The sequence below is a fragment of the Salmonella sp. SAL04162 genome, from assembly GCF_046551535.1.
GTDB lineage: Bacteria > Pseudomonadota > Gammaproteobacteria > Enterobacterales > Enterobacteriaceae > Salmonella > Salmonella enterica.
Window position 1 is genome coordinate 202,874 of the sequence record NZ_JBGDVX010000002.1, and the last position, 12,626, is coordinate 215,499.

The window sequence follows — 12,626 nt, forward strand, 5'->3', positions numbered from 1 at the left end:
ACCTTAGCGAATTGATTCTGTCCAGTCCGCGTTATTGGAAGTGTCGATGCCGAGAGAAATGACGTTAGAGCCGACCTCCATTTCCCCGAGGAGTATCGGGACGGGTCGCCCCTGCCCCACCCTGTTTTCTGCACTGGTAAATGAGTTGTTCGTCAGCGTGTTTGTTTCCGCCGCTTCTGCCGACGTTTTAGTTTTCATGTTGCGGGACATGTAGACCGAGTACGCAATTGAAGCCACGCTGACGGCAACCGCAATCCATGCCGCAGCAGCGGCAGTGAGAGCGCCTTCGACTACCGGCACAAACAGGACTACAGAACCATCTTTCAGGTGGCGATCCAGATGCCATTGCATAGCCGATGCCTCAACATCCTCGCCCGCTATTCGGATCCGAAGTCTTGTATTGAGGAATGCTTTTTTGAATTCGTGATTCTGGGCAAGAAGCAGTCGCAGTCCCTGAGCGGGCGTATCTACGTTCAGAGGGATTTGGCGGTAAAATCGGCGTAAACTGCCAGCAAATTTAAAGATGAGCACTGTTCATGTCTCCATATGGAATGCATCTGCTTAACATATGCCGGACGCATTGGCTCTCTCCGGCTCAGGTGTCCGACGTGGTCATGGTGAAGCACCATGTTTTCGTCGAGGAGAATCATTGCGTGGCAAGGGTCAGCGCCGGGGAATGGCTGCCTGATGATGACGTCACCTGGTTGCGCTTCACCCGTCGATACCTGGCGGAAGCCGTTGAGAGGCATGTTGTTCAGATAAAGATTTTCACCACGTAACCACCACCCATTAGTGCGTTCGAAGTCAGGAAGGTCAATTCCGCAAAGATGATACGCATCCCTGAACAGGGTGTAACAGTCCATGACACCATGCTTGAACTTGCGCCCCAACAGCAATGGAACAGGCCTGAATTTCATAATCACACCATCGCAAGCCAGCCACCACGGAAGTCCACTGGATACCTGTGCGTTGCGGTCTGCTCCTGACAGAAAAGGCACTCTTCCCGGATGCGAGTGAAATACAGCAGTCACCTCTCCCTCGTCCTCGGCTGCCAGCCATTCATCATCACTGATACGGAAATGCATACCTGGATCGGGATGTATGTTCCGACAGCGGAACAGCCGTTCGTCATCAATGATTAAGCCGCACACTTCATCCTGCGACGACGCCGCATAATCGAGTAATTCTTGCATCAGGAGACCTTTTGAGAGCCGGGGAAACTGCTGATTGGCATTGGTTCCGGTCGCGGATAACGGAAACGGCAGCCGCTACGGCGGTGAGAGCACTTATCTTTCGCCGAGTCTGCGGTTGGATTATCGCGCTCATCTGCAACTGGCGGCCCGTCATATCCACACCCAACGCCGCGATACTGCCACTGGCACACGTCAGCCAGAATAGTGCGAGCCGGGATAATGGCGTTATCGCAGTCAATCGGTGTCGCCAGCGTGTAGGTCACCTGTTCAAACGTCTCTTCCGTCATCTCCTCGACAACGTAGCGGGAAACGGCCTCCTGTGTCGGGTCTGCATCAGGATTACCGTTCGGAAAGTTAACCGCATCAAGATATTTTACCGGCACCTGACGCCTGGTGATTACCACGCCAAGCATGTCATCAAAATCGTGGTTAATCCCGGTAATCAGGCCGGTCACGTTCGCCACAACCATTGTTGGCCTGGCATAGGTTCCTTCGTTCTTTGACTCGAATCCTTCCACTGCTATCGGGTAAGCCTGGTACTGGTTGCCCTTCCAGATAACATTACCGTAATAGCCATTTGTACCGGAATGGAAGCGGATAAGGTCACCGCCATATGGTTGCAGGTCTGCTTCGAAAAGGTCAATGAAAGCGCCGACTCCGGCATCGACGCTATCTATAATCATACTGGCTGGTATGTCGCGCACAGCAATCTCCCATAAAAAAAACCCCCCGGAGGTGGCTACTGTCTGAATATCAGGGTGTTGCTAATCAATAACCCTGGTTAATGTATGCGTTCAGCCCGTCAGTGGTGGGACGCTGGCGCACTTAATGAAGGAGGGATGGCTGATTACCTCATTTAGGAGACAAAATGGAAAGAACAATTAACGATCTGATCCATCAGGTTAACGACCTAAAGAAAGAAAATCAGAAAATCAAAGTGGCCTCAAATTTCTTACTTTACAGCATTGTTTCAGCACTAGACGAGCGAGGCGGTGATGAGAAATTTAGCGATTCACTAAAAGCAAAGCTTAATGACGAACTGAGTAAAATTACTATGGGAGGCACATCAGCGCCAAAGCATGCAATCAATGAACTTATGCAACCACCGGTGAGAGCTATGTTTGGTAATAATCAGCCAGAACCGTTCTTGAAATAAACACTTAAGCCGCCGCCTCCAATTTGTCAGCAATATCACAGATTAGTGAGGCGGCCTTTTCAATCGCCTCCATCTCATAAGCAGAAAGGCTCGCATCGCCTTTTCGTTCCATTTCAATCTCCATACTGAATAACAGTAGCGATGGCATTTGTGAAGAATATATACCTAATCCCACCGATACAGTTTCGTTAACTAAATAAAGTGACTTAACTTTTAGGATGTATTTGTTCATTTTGTGCTCCTCGCTTCTCAGGTCTAAATTCATAACATCTCTCCTTATCGTGGTACTTGTTCAAACGTGGCCGTGAGTTCGTATAACGGCCCGGTCTTTGTCATATTCCAGGAACGACAGACAAATAGCGCCTGAACTCCGGTATCAGATGGCGTCCAGTAGAACACTTCTACCGCCATTCGAGCCCTGAGAAATGCCTCAGCATCCTTCGCGGGGTTGCTACGGCACGCTCCGCTGACGCCGCGAAAGGTGAGCGAGTATTTATCCATAAGAGGATTAATACCCTTCACCTGGCGCTGCTCGTAACCGTCACCGAGCTTAACAACGGCTACGTTTGGGGTACGTTCAACCTGGTACGCTCGCTGTGGTGTCCATGTGAATGTTTCTGGCACGATTACTCCCTATAAAAAACCCGCCGAGGCGGGTTGTACGAATCTTGATACCTTGTCAGAAGCCAGCTACCAAGTCTTTCAGTTGCTGCTTTGCGTTTTCAATGGATTGAGTTTCAATATCTGCCAGGGAAACGTCTTTATCTAGCGGGAGATTAACAAAGACACGAATCCCCTCGTGGCGAAGGGCATAATCCTTAAATTCAACTGTAACCAGTACACCCTGTCCATTCGCGTTATCGAAAGCAGTGATGTTGCCAACTTCTGTTTCCATTGCCATTGCTTGGCTCCTTTTCAATATTCAAAATCAACGCTTATTTCTAGGCTGTATCATACCATTTGGGCGGTTGGCTTGGTCATTGATCTGAAACAGAGCAACCTGCTTCATAGATTTAACAATCCACGCCTTTGTTGCATCGTCTATGCCGCCGGTGGTGTTAATTTCGAAGGTAATGTGCTGAACTACGCTGCTGCCACCACTACCACTTCCATGCATATCTCGGTTGCTAATCACCCGCCCGTTATCACCCGGTATCATGTACTGACTACCATTGCTGGCCTGAAATATTTCAGGCTTTCCGTGCTCGCCTACCCGATACATGGAGCCTGCATCTACCGGGCCACCATTATATCGAGCACCCGCCACCGCCATTCCTTTAGCAGCCAGCAATGAACCGGCATATGCAGTCTGGCCAACAGCAGCAGCGCTACCCATGGTTGCGATTGAAGCGCTCATTGCGGCCGGAGCCCATGCAGAAGCAGCGGCGGTAGCCTGAGCCATTGTCGATGCCAGTGATGCCGCGGCAGCTGCCTGACCCATTAACTGGCTTTTAACCCACTCTATCCCCATCTGCACCAGACTACCGACAACACTATTGAGGATAGTCGTGCCAATGTTAGCGAAGGACTCTTGCAGGCTTTGGGTACCATTGATGAGACCAGTTATCGCATTAGTAGCGCCACCTTGAAGGGAATCGACAGCCGCGCCAAGCATGCTATTAATCTCGCTTTGCTGCTGCCATTCCTCCCACATTGCCGCCATGCGTTTCTGACGGTATTGTTCTTCAATTCCGGCCCGAACAGCTTCAGCCTCAGCAATCCTTTGTGGGTAAAGGCGCGCGTACTCATCAAGCTGTGCCTTCTGCTGAGCAAAAGCATTATCAACCGCAGCGACTGGTGAAGCCTGTCCCTGTAGATTTGTGAAGTTTTGCTGTGACTGTTTGCGTTTACGCTCTTCTTCCGCCGCAGCTTTTGTTGCCTGCTGTATTTTCCATATGGATTCCGCTTGCTGTTCAGCTTTGGCAATCTGCTCTGCTGATGCTTTGTTACCAAGCGCAACAACAGCATCGTATTTCGCTAATTCGAGCGAGCCATCGGCGTAACCAGTGTTCAGACGATCGAGTGCGGCTTGCTGTCTGGCGAGAGACTCTGTTGCTTCATCAGCCTGTTTCTTGGTGGACTTCCCACCCCCTCCTTTTCCTCCCTTATTGTTATCGGTCTGAGGTATCTCCACATGCGCTGTTTTTTCAGCCTGCCCATAAAGCCCTTTTAAATCCCCGGTAAGATTGGCAATTTTCTCGCTTAATACATCGACTTGTTTTGGAGGTTCATCTCCTATAAGCCCGTCAGCTAAAAGTTTTCCAATATATCCAGGATTAAGTTTTGAAATAGCACCAGCGAGAGACCATAGTTTATCTGCAGTTGATGTTGACGAGTCTCCGAGTAACTCGATGTATTTTGCCAATTCATCAATGACAGTAACTGCTGCACTTGATGCTCCAGTTGCGTCATTTATTGAGGAGACAAGTTTTGCAAATGATGTTTCGAGAGAGCCGGTAGCTTGTGATAATGAACGTGGAAGCTTATTAAATTCCTCGTTAACAACTGTCGTTCTGTCCTGTATAGCATTAAGAGCATCTTGCGCTGTCAACTTTCCATTGAGCATTCGCTGACGCAACTCGCCCATGCTAATACCCATACCAGCAGCAATCTGTCTTGCTAACTCAGGCATCTGTTCGAGGATTGAGTTAAATTCTTCTGCTCTGACAGTGCCTGACGCAATTGACTGTCCAAACTGGCGAAGAGCATTCGACATTTCTTCTGTCGAGTTTCCGCCTATGCGACCAATTTTTTGCAGCGTATCGGTAAGATTTAATACCTGAGCATTCGATGCGCCAGCTTCTTTAAGAGACGATGTCAATGTTTCCCACAGTTTGGTTGTATCCGACAGGCTGGCGCCTGTTTTTGACGATATTTGCGTCAACGACTGAAACGTTTCTTTTGCTGTGGAGGCATCCGTTGAAAGCCTTGCTATCCTTGCCTGGAGTTGTGTCATGTTGTCCGCAAGCTCAAGGAACTTCTTCCCCCACTCAACAATTAACGCAACAGAAATGGCGGCAGACAGCTTGCTTATTGTCGTAGACAGCTTTGACGCAGAATTATCAGCCTTCTTAAACCCAGTATCCATGTTATTGGTTACAGATGTAACCTGCTTATCTGCACGCAGCAGCTGAGCTGTATCAGCCTTAATTACATATTCAATATCACCTACGTTCTCGGCCATTTCATTTTCTCCGGGCAATAAAAAACCCGCCGGAGCGGGTTACGATTTACAAAATTTGTAATTATGGCCGCATAACCTGATTGACTTACTTCCGTCTGTCGACCAAGCCTCGATTGATTTTACGTAAACGGCCTTATTTTTTGCATCAATATCAAAGAAAACAATACCTTCTTGGTAATCCAATGGTTTTTCTTTTCCAACGATATTCCTGAAAGTCGCCGAAGCTCCATAGGTATTGTCATTCTTCCTTTCTGAAACCTTGGAGCTTCCCCCCTGGACAATGAAGCATGACGCTGATTTATCTCCGCATAAAGCCATTGAAAGTTCCCTTTTCCCTAACTGGAAAGCCTCGTCCTTGGTTGGCGGAGTATCATAACACCCAGTCAACGTCAGCATTGATGCCAAGAGAATTGTTTCTCGTTTCATATCCCTATCCCCTTTGGTAAAAGATGAGGGAATCGTATCAGGGATCGGAGCAACAGGAAAACCCGCAGTTAAGCGGGTTTGGGATTAGTGAGGTCCAATTAGTCCAAACTTGACGATCCATCGAATGTACTCATCAAGAGTCATCCCCTTTAGTCTCGCCATTGCCTTCGCTTTCTCCAATGTATCTTCATCAAGGTCGAGATCTAAAGAGAGCGTCGCAACCCCGTCCTCATTGACTTTTACCGAATTACTAAAGTCAGGCATTATGCCGTAAGCAAGATAGGCATATGGAACGTTCAACGCTTTTGCAATTTTTGAAAGTACATTAGCTCTTGGAATATTTTTTCCTGATTCATAACGCGAAATCTGAGCAGGCGCTACCTCAGACGCGGCTGCAAGTTCACTTTGCGACATACCACGCTCTGCGCGCATTTCAATGATACGTTTTGCTATAGTGTCATTATTAGTCATCTTTTATCATCTTTAGTCTTGACTAACTTCAATATGGTCCATAACATTTAGTATACATGACTATTGATGACTGTTCACTCCTGAATTTGACACATAGTTCTGTGATGACGAAGCCCCGACTGCGGGAACAGTCAGGGCTTCTGATTTGTCTCTCTCCACACGAAGGAATCAAGACATGACTAATTTAGCAAAAAGCATTGCCGCACACACGCAAGCGGATGCAAAATCTGCAATCGTCATTTCCGATATATCTATCCGTCAAGATTCAGAAGGTCGTTACTCGCTTAATGATCTGCATAAGGCTGCTGGCAACGAGTCTCGCCATGCTCCCGCTCAGTGGCTTAGGCTTGAGCAAGTTGGTGAGTTGATTAATACAATTTTAAATATGCAGATCTGCACAATTAAACCAGTTGATAGCTACAAAGGACGCTACGGCGGCACCTATGTCTGTAAAGAACTGGTTTACGCCTATGCCACATGGATCAGCGCTGAGTTCTTCCTGAAAGTTATTCGTGCATATGATGCGCTGGTTTCTGGCGATGCTGAAAAGGCTGTGAGCATAGCCAAAACCACAGTCGACGACCGCACGCCACTGCGCAGTCTCGTTAACCGCATCATGGCGAAGTACGGCACTACCTATCAGTCAGTGTATAAACTGATTCACCGCGAATTCGGCGTTAAACACATCGATGAACTATCGCCAAAGCAGACCACTGAAGCAATGGAGTATCTCGCCACGAAAGCTATTGAAGGCGAGTTTATAGGGAAGCAGACACTTCCTGCTCCTGCTCGCCTTAATATTAATTATCCCGGAAACTGGTGGCTTCAAAACAGCATAGCTGCACAAAAGGAAAATGCCTGGGCAGAATCTGATGGCGTTATAAATATGTCTCTGATGGTGCTAAAGCGTAAAGAAGAAAGCGCTCTGGGGCGCATTTTATTTGAACTCAGAAACAGCGGCTACAACGTAGATGCAGGTTATATTGAGCTTGATGCTATGAAGCACCATCTTCAGTTGTTAACGCGCCTTGCAGAAGCCATGCAGGATAAAAGTTACCAAGCCATTCATCGGGGATTCCATACCAAGATGTAACTTTATCGTGTAACGTCAACGGCACAAGGATGTGCCTGTCCTCGTCAACATAGCTGGTTACTCGCAGGATATAACTCGAATGAAGTGCGATGTAACAACTAGATCCTCAAGCTGGTTGTCTCGACTTGTGCATAGTGTTCGAGAATCATATTCACGGGACCAGTGACACAGCCAGTTTTCCAAATCTTCAACCGAATAATCCTTTCGCGCTAAACCTTCCGCAATTGTCACAACTTCATCACCAGGAGCAGTAAGTTCGTATCCGTTAAGCAACAAAAAAACGTAACCAGCCATCATAGCGGTTCGTTTATTGGCATTCGCGAATGGATGATTTTGGATTAGACTTTCAATCAGTACAGCAGACAGACGAAACATATCATCTGTCTGCTCATAATACCTGACGGTACTTGGTCTTGATTGTGAAGAACTAAGGTTATTCTGATTCAGAACAGCTATAGGCTCGTTTGGAGTTTGGGTTTCTATCAGAACTTTGTTGATATATACAATGTCATCAAGCGATAGATAGTTGACCCCTTCTACGTGCTCTATCATTGATATTTACTCAGACCTTAGAAAGCTCTTCCATCGCTTTTTCATAGCGTGAAAAACCAAAATCAAACGCATTCTTAACCTGATCGTTGTGAGAGCATGCTTCGCTGATCGCTGCACGAGGTTTCGCCACCGTGGATTTGTCACGAGGCGGAATGTACAAGCGATCTGCCTTTTTTAATGCGTGACCCATAGATGGTTCCCCTTGTTACACTTAGGCAGTGCTGATTAGACAATAGCTTGTGCTATAGGTGTCAGTCTAATACCACTAGTGTTAACTGGTCAACATGATGTTGTCTCATATCGTCTCACTCCTACTCATCTCAATTCATGTTGATTCACTGTAATTCACTTAAAAGCCCACCTAAGTGGGCTGCTCGCACCTTTCATCATGCCGCCGCATACAGAAGCTTCATCTGCCCTTTAACGGGGAATGCGGCCATGCAGCGGGCTTCGAAGTCTCGATAGTCGGAACAACCATTAGCAATACTGGTCACAGCAATAATCTGATTCTCAACCAGTTTAAGTGCGTCTGGTTTTAGGTGTTGGTGGATTTTCTCACCGATCGCCAGTCGTGCTTTTACATCCGCGTAGACTTCAGCAGGCAGGACCGGCCCGTAAATCCACTTAGCGCTAATAAGGCTGAATAACATTGGTTTTCGGTCATTTCTATGGCGTGGAAGCCCGGTCATTCTGAATAGTGCATCATACAGCGGGTCATTAAAACGCTTTTCCCACGAAGACGGATCGCTAAGCAGAAAGATTGCCTTAATGCGCTCATCATCAACAGGTGCTGTATGGCCGCGAATAATGGCGTCTATTTGTTCGTCACACCAGATTTCAAAATCGACAGAAAGCCAGCGCGCAAAGCGAACAGCCAGTTTTGGGTGCAGCCATGTTCCGCCGCCACGATCTTTACGCGCCCGACTGGTTTTTACATACGGGATTTTCCCGTATCTACGCTCAAGTCCTTGAATATATGATTCAGTTTCCGGCAGACGGAGGAATTCATTTGGCACTTTATCGAATTTTTCCGCTGCTGTTGTTGCATCAATCCAGCCATCCTCATAGAAGCGCATCGAGTGGCCTTCGAAATCAACTGGGATAATGTTAGACATCGTTCCTTCCTTTTTGGTGATATGAGCCAGTTCCCCAGATATGGACAGCCCAAGAGCGGCACGATGGAAGCCACCGTCCTATCTCTGTCTCATATCCCGAAAAGGGCTCCTGGTTTGATTTGCGCGGGGAATGCGCATTTACTGCGGATACAAAAAAGCCCCGCGGATGCGAGGCATTGTCTTAAAAGTCACTTGTCGAATTTCTTAAGGCGAGAGATTTTTAGTGCGGCCCATGCCTCTGCGCATCCATCGCCAGCATTTGTTCTGCCCAGTCCATGACTTCGTCGTACTTCTCCTGAGTGGGTACTTTGGCTTTCTCTTTCTGCGGGAACTTGGCGTTCATGGCGGCGCGGAAGCTGGTCATTGTCATATTCCAGGCGTCTGACTCACTCATGCCGAGGTGAGCAACAGCGGTGTAGACGAATGACCGAACATCGAATTTGTCGCTGTATTCACCTTTCTTTCCTTCTAATTCTTCCGGTGGCTGGTCGCCCATTACACCATGAAGAATCAGATGGCGGGCAATCTGGATAACATCCTCGATCGGGATGGCTCCCGGCTTGAACAGAAGTCGTCCCGCACCAGTCACCGAGTAGGAACCGATAACTTCAGCAACGTCACCTTCAGAACAGCGCTTGACTACGTTGGCTGCAGCTGCCGCCATTTCAGCAAAGCAGCGGGCATTAGCCGCTTTTAGTATCTGGGGGTCAGCAATTCTGTGCTTTGGGTAATGGCCCGCATGAACTTTCACGAAAACATCAACGATTTGTTCAGGCGTTCCGATTCGGGACATAGCCAGAAATGAAGGGTTGAGAAATACCTCTTTGTCGCCGGCGCGAATGACAGCCTGGCCGATATCGGTGATTGCTTTCATGAATCCCCATAAGAAAAAGGAGGACGGAGCCTCCTGAGCAAGAAATTACGATGCGTTGACAGTCACCGTGGCCGGATTGGTGGTTACACTGGCTGCGGTGCTGGAACTAATCTGACAAGTATATGAACCAGAATCGCCTGTTGTCGCACTGGACTTAGTATATGTAGCTGTCGTACCACCGGAGCTCACATTGGTTCCGTCTTTTTTCCATTGATAAGTCAATGACGAGCTATCTGAAACAGTAGCTGCAACTGTCAGATTCAGGGTGTCGCCAGCAGTCAGTGTTTTACCCTGCGGATGGGTGGTAATGGTAATAACTGCACCGACATCACGCACATCAACCTGACCTGCACTTGATGCCTCAATGGACCACGTTGCCACATCATCGTGTGGAGCTTCATCACCCCATGAAGTAACCATGAATGGCCCTTCGGTGATATCGTTTGGAGAGATGATTTTGAACCACACATACGGCTGGTTGCTGGTCTCCGCTGGCGGGTTATAAACATGACGCTTCAGCGCGTTTTGCGCGTATACATCCTCTTTGCGGGTAACGCCGTCACCAGAGAACGAAATGTTCTTATAGGTAACAAGATTTTCCTGCGTAAACGCGGCGCTCATATCGGCAGTTGCATCTGCGGTTTCCCACTCTGCATTAACTGTTTTACCGCGCATCATGCCGAGTCGCTGGTAAGCGCTGGCGGTAGGTTGTACTTCCGGGCAGCCAATCGCGTAATAAACGACGACATCACGCCCTGTGAAAGCACCTGCTTCACATGCCATGTCTTTATCTCCGTGTTATCGGGAAATGATGGTTTGAAAGGAAATATCGAAGAGGTAACGGCCTTCTTCGGTCTGGATGGCGGTAATTCCGCCGATTGGCCGCATCGAGATGATGCACTCAGTCTGGTAGTCGTCGATCATCGCCTGGCGGATTGCATCAGCGCGGTCTTCAACTTCGTTAATATCGCTGTCGTTCTGTTCTGACAGAACAAGGATGCGAAAAAAGTCTCGCGTTATGGCTTCCTCAGGAGTGCCACCGCCGTTTTGCTGGATTACAAGGTATCTTTCCCCTTCCGTACCTTCCAGCTCGTTCCAGAAGCGTTTCTGGACGCGGTAGCCGACATCAAACCCGTGAGATTGTAACCACATTCTCAGCGCGTTATACACCTCGCTACGTGTCATACTTTGTATCCTTGCCTGATGATGGCCTTAATCTCGTTGAGCCCATCTCGCTCGAAGCCTTTACGGAGAAAGTCCGGCTCACCGTTAGGGTCCCAGTAATTCCCGCTACCGTCAGGCCTTGGCTTACCTTTTAGCTTGCCCTTTGCAGCATTAACCGCGGCTGCATAATTAGCCGTATACCCCACTCTGCCAATCATTCCTGACGGTATTGGTTCGAGCTTCTTGTACTGGCTATTTATGAGGGTCGACGACTTAACGGGGGTAATTACAGCGGCATGATTGGCGCCGGCATTCATCACCAGATAGAGAACCTTCTCCGTGCGTATGCCAGCTATGTCACTAAGTACCCGGTGGGTATTCATCTGGACGCGCTTGATACCTTTAACGGGCATGATTACCTCACGTCATGATTTTGTAATCTGGCTCTTCGCCAAATGGTGACATATCCCAGTCGGTTACGGCCCTGATAACGTTCGCGCCGGCTTTAAGCGGATCTGATAGCGCCGTGGTGTCACCTCTGGCGATGTACCAGTCTCGCTGCGGCATGTTTGCGGTGACGCCATTACGCTTCAGCTCAGTGAAGAAAATAAGGTTGGTGGTGAACTCTTTACCACTGGCATCAACAGCAACTTCATTGTTCGCCGTCCAGGTGCAGTCAATCAGATATGGGGTGCCGTTTGTCCAGGTGTTGTTCCAGTCGTCATAGACGCGAGGATAGACAGTGGCGACGTTGGTATAACACCACTTAGCCGTGACTGACACTATCATCCTCCCACCGGATAACCTCCGGGTTCTCAGCTGCCACCTTTCGGCACAGCAAATACCATTCACCGTTGCTTTTAACGTACCCTGTAACTCGCCTTCCGCTATCAGTGATAACCCAAACCTTTACGAATGGCTCAGGAAGTCTCTGCCTGACCGATATTAAAGCCATCAGCGGCTCCCGTTACACATGCAACCGCCTTTGCCTATCCAGATACCTGCGAAAGCGGTATTTGTTGGGTCAGGGGGGATGAGGCCTTCGGCGCAACCGAATTTGTCAGCGCCACGCAACAGTGATAAGGACCCCTTCCATCGGTCAGCAAAAGACTGATACCGAAATGAACGCGATGCGCCGTTAGGCGCGGTCTGAGAGCTGATGTATCTATCACCCTGCCCCAACGCCATTAAACCCAGTAAATAGGTCTGAATTAGCAGCGCCGTTGCGGGCGGGTAATGTGCATCGAGGCACTCCTGAATGCTGTTAGCCTGCTCTACGATAGCCTGCAGAATGAAATCTGGCAGCGTGATACCCACTGACTCCAGATATTCCTTGGCCTGTTCTGTGGTAATCATGCGAGCCTCTTATAGCCCTCCGAAGAGGGCATAAAAAAACCG

General features: G+C 48.5%; 21 protein-coding genes. 2 read left to right on the forward strand and 19 right to left on the reverse strand.

The features are described 5' to 3' along the window. Window positions 1–3: 3 nt before the first annotated feature. The 3 genes from ACLJRH_RS05085 to ACLJRH_RS05095 are packed head-to-tail and all read right to left on the reverse strand — an operon-like array spanning window position 4 to window position 1,897. Complete coding sequence (locus ACLJRH_RS05085; RefSeq protein ID WP_031606456.1) at window positions 4–531, reverse strand: tail assembly protein; 528 nt, start codon at window positions 529–531, stop codon at window positions 4–6. Next, window positions 474–1,193, reverse strand: coding sequence for a C40 family peptidase (locus ACLJRH_RS05090; RefSeq protein WP_023223428.1), 720 nt, complete (start codon window positions 1,191–1,193; stop codon window positions 474–476). Before ACLJRH_RS05090 ends, ACLJRH_RS05085 begins: the two co-directional genes overlap by 58 nt. Continuing rightward, window positions 1,193–1,897, reverse strand: coding sequence for a phage minor tail protein L (locus ACLJRH_RS05095; RefSeq protein WP_023223427.1), 705 nt, complete (start codon window positions 1,895–1,897; stop codon window positions 1,193–1,195). The genes ACLJRH_RS05090 and ACLJRH_RS05095 overlap by 1 nt, the downstream gene beginning before the upstream one ends. Before the next feature lie 164 nt (window positions 1,898–2,061). Here ACLJRH_RS05095 and ACLJRH_RS05100 point away from each other — a divergent pair, with 164 nt between their 5' ends. After that, window positions 2,062–2,349: a hypothetical protein gene (locus ACLJRH_RS05100; protein ID WP_023223426.1), complete on the forward strand. Its 288-nt coding sequence runs from the start codon at window positions 2,062–2,064 to the stop codon at window positions 2,347–2,349. Window positions 2,350–2,353: 4 nt separating this feature from the next. Here the strand turns inward: ACLJRH_RS05100 and ACLJRH_RS05105 are convergent, their stop codons facing one another. From ACLJRH_RS05105 to ACLJRH_RS05130, 6 genes are all read right to left on the reverse strand, one after another. Next, window positions 2,354–2,614 (reverse strand): DUF1327 domain-containing protein, encoded by a 261-nt coding sequence (locus ACLJRH_RS05105; RefSeq protein ID WP_023223425.1) that lies wholly within the window; start codon window positions 2,612–2,614, stop codon window positions 2,354–2,356. Between the two features lie 11 nt (window positions 2,615–2,625). Further along, window positions 2,626–2,973, reverse strand: a complete 348-nt coding sequence (locus tag ACLJRH_RS05110; protein WP_023223424.1) for a phage tail protein — start codon at window positions 2,971–2,973, stop codon at window positions 2,626–2,628. A gap of 55 nt (window positions 2,974–3,028) precedes the next feature. Beyond that, window positions 3,029–3,250 (reverse strand): hypothetical protein, encoded by a 222-nt coding sequence (locus ACLJRH_RS05115; RefSeq protein WP_001240563.1) that lies wholly within the window; start codon window positions 3,248–3,250, stop codon window positions 3,029–3,031. 27 nt (window positions 3,251–3,277) lie between these two features. Next, window positions 3,278–5,533 (reverse strand): tape measure protein, encoded by a 2,256-nt coding sequence (locus ACLJRH_RS05120; protein WP_023223423.1) that lies wholly within the window; start codon window positions 5,531–5,533, stop codon window positions 3,278–3,280. A 39-nt stretch (window positions 5,534–5,572) separates the two neighbouring features. After that, on the reverse strand, window positions 5,573–5,959 hold the full coding sequence (locus ACLJRH_RS05125) for a hypothetical protein (protein WP_016050276.1): 387 nt from the start codon (window positions 5,957–5,959) through the stop codon (window positions 5,573–5,575). An 84-nt stretch (window positions 5,960–6,043) separates the two neighbouring features. Further along, window positions 6,044–6,430, reverse strand: a complete 387-nt coding sequence (locus tag ACLJRH_RS05130) for a helix-turn-helix domain-containing protein (protein ID WP_023223422.1) — start codon at window positions 6,428–6,430, stop codon at window positions 6,044–6,046. A gap of 175 nt (window positions 6,431–6,605) precedes the next feature. Here ACLJRH_RS05130 and ACLJRH_RS05135 point away from each other — a divergent pair, with 175 nt between their 5' ends. Next, window positions 6,606–7,523 (forward strand): KilA-N domain-containing protein, encoded by a 918-nt coding sequence (locus ACLJRH_RS05135; RefSeq protein ID WP_023223421.1) that lies wholly within the window; start codon window positions 6,606–6,608, stop codon window positions 7,521–7,523. 57 nt (window positions 7,524–7,580) lie between these two features. Here ACLJRH_RS05135 and ACLJRH_RS05140 read toward each other — a convergent pair whose 3' ends face one another. The 10 genes from ACLJRH_RS05140 to ACLJRH_RS05185 all read right to left on the reverse strand — a co-directional run bounded on the left by ACLJRH_RS05140 (window position 7,581) and on the right by ACLJRH_RS05185 (window position 12,584). Next, window positions 7,581–8,075, reverse strand: a complete 495-nt coding sequence (locus tag ACLJRH_RS05140) for a type II toxin-antitoxin system death-on-curing family toxin (RefSeq protein ID WP_023223420.1) — start codon at window positions 8,073–8,075, stop codon at window positions 7,581–7,583. A gap of 10 nt (window positions 8,076–8,085) precedes the next feature. Beyond that, window positions 8,086–8,265, reverse strand: a complete 180-nt coding sequence (locus ACLJRH_RS05145) for a hypothetical protein (RefSeq protein ID WP_023223419.1) — start codon at window positions 8,263–8,265, stop codon at window positions 8,086–8,088. 196 nt (window positions 8,266–8,461) lie between these two features. Further along, window positions 8,462–9,190 (reverse strand): KilA-N domain-containing protein, encoded by a 729-nt coding sequence (locus tag ACLJRH_RS05150; protein WP_023223418.1) that lies wholly within the window; start codon window positions 9,188–9,190, stop codon window positions 8,462–8,464. A 220-nt stretch (window positions 9,191–9,410) separates the two neighbouring features. Further along, the gene (locus tag ACLJRH_RS05155) at window positions 9,411–10,064 is read right to left on the reverse strand and encodes a DUF6246 family protein (RefSeq protein WP_023223417.1); all 654 of its coding nucleotides are present in this window, start codon (window positions 10,062–10,064) and stop codon (window positions 9,411–9,413) included. 45 nt (window positions 10,065–10,109) lie between these two features. Further along, on the reverse strand, window positions 10,110–10,847 hold the full coding sequence (locus ACLJRH_RS05160) for a phage tail tube protein (RefSeq protein ID WP_023223416.1): 738 nt from the start codon (window positions 10,845–10,847) through the stop codon (window positions 10,110–10,112). Window positions 10,848–10,862: 15 nt separating this feature from the next. After that, a complete protein-coding gene (locus ACLJRH_RS05165; RefSeq protein ID WP_023223415.1) occupies window positions 10,863–11,249 on the reverse strand; it encodes a hypothetical protein in 387 nt (128 codons plus the stop codon). Continuing rightward, complete coding sequence (locus ACLJRH_RS05170; RefSeq protein WP_001144356.1) at window positions 11,246–11,641, reverse strand: hypothetical protein; 396 nt, start codon at window positions 11,639–11,641, stop codon at window positions 11,246–11,248. The genes ACLJRH_RS05165 and ACLJRH_RS05170 overlap by 4 nt, the downstream gene beginning before the upstream one ends. A gap of 7 nt (window positions 11,642–11,648) precedes the next feature. Then, a complete protein-coding gene (locus ACLJRH_RS05175) occupies window positions 11,649–12,011 on the reverse strand; it encodes a hypothetical protein (RefSeq protein ID WP_023223414.1) in 363 nt (120 codons plus the stop codon). Then, the gene (locus tag ACLJRH_RS05180) at window positions 11,995–12,183 is read right to left on the reverse strand and encodes a hypothetical protein (protein ID WP_001174016.1); all 189 of its coding nucleotides are present in this window, start codon (window positions 12,181–12,183) and stop codon (window positions 11,995–11,997) included. Before ACLJRH_RS05180 ends, ACLJRH_RS05175 begins: the two co-directional genes overlap by 17 nt. Next, window positions 12,183–12,584, reverse strand: a complete 402-nt coding sequence (locus ACLJRH_RS05185; RefSeq protein ID WP_023223413.1) for a hypothetical protein — start codon at window positions 12,582–12,584, stop codon at window positions 12,183–12,185. The genes ACLJRH_RS05180 and ACLJRH_RS05185 overlap by 1 nt, the downstream gene beginning before the upstream one ends. Window positions 12,585–12,626 lie beyond the last annotated feature (42 nt).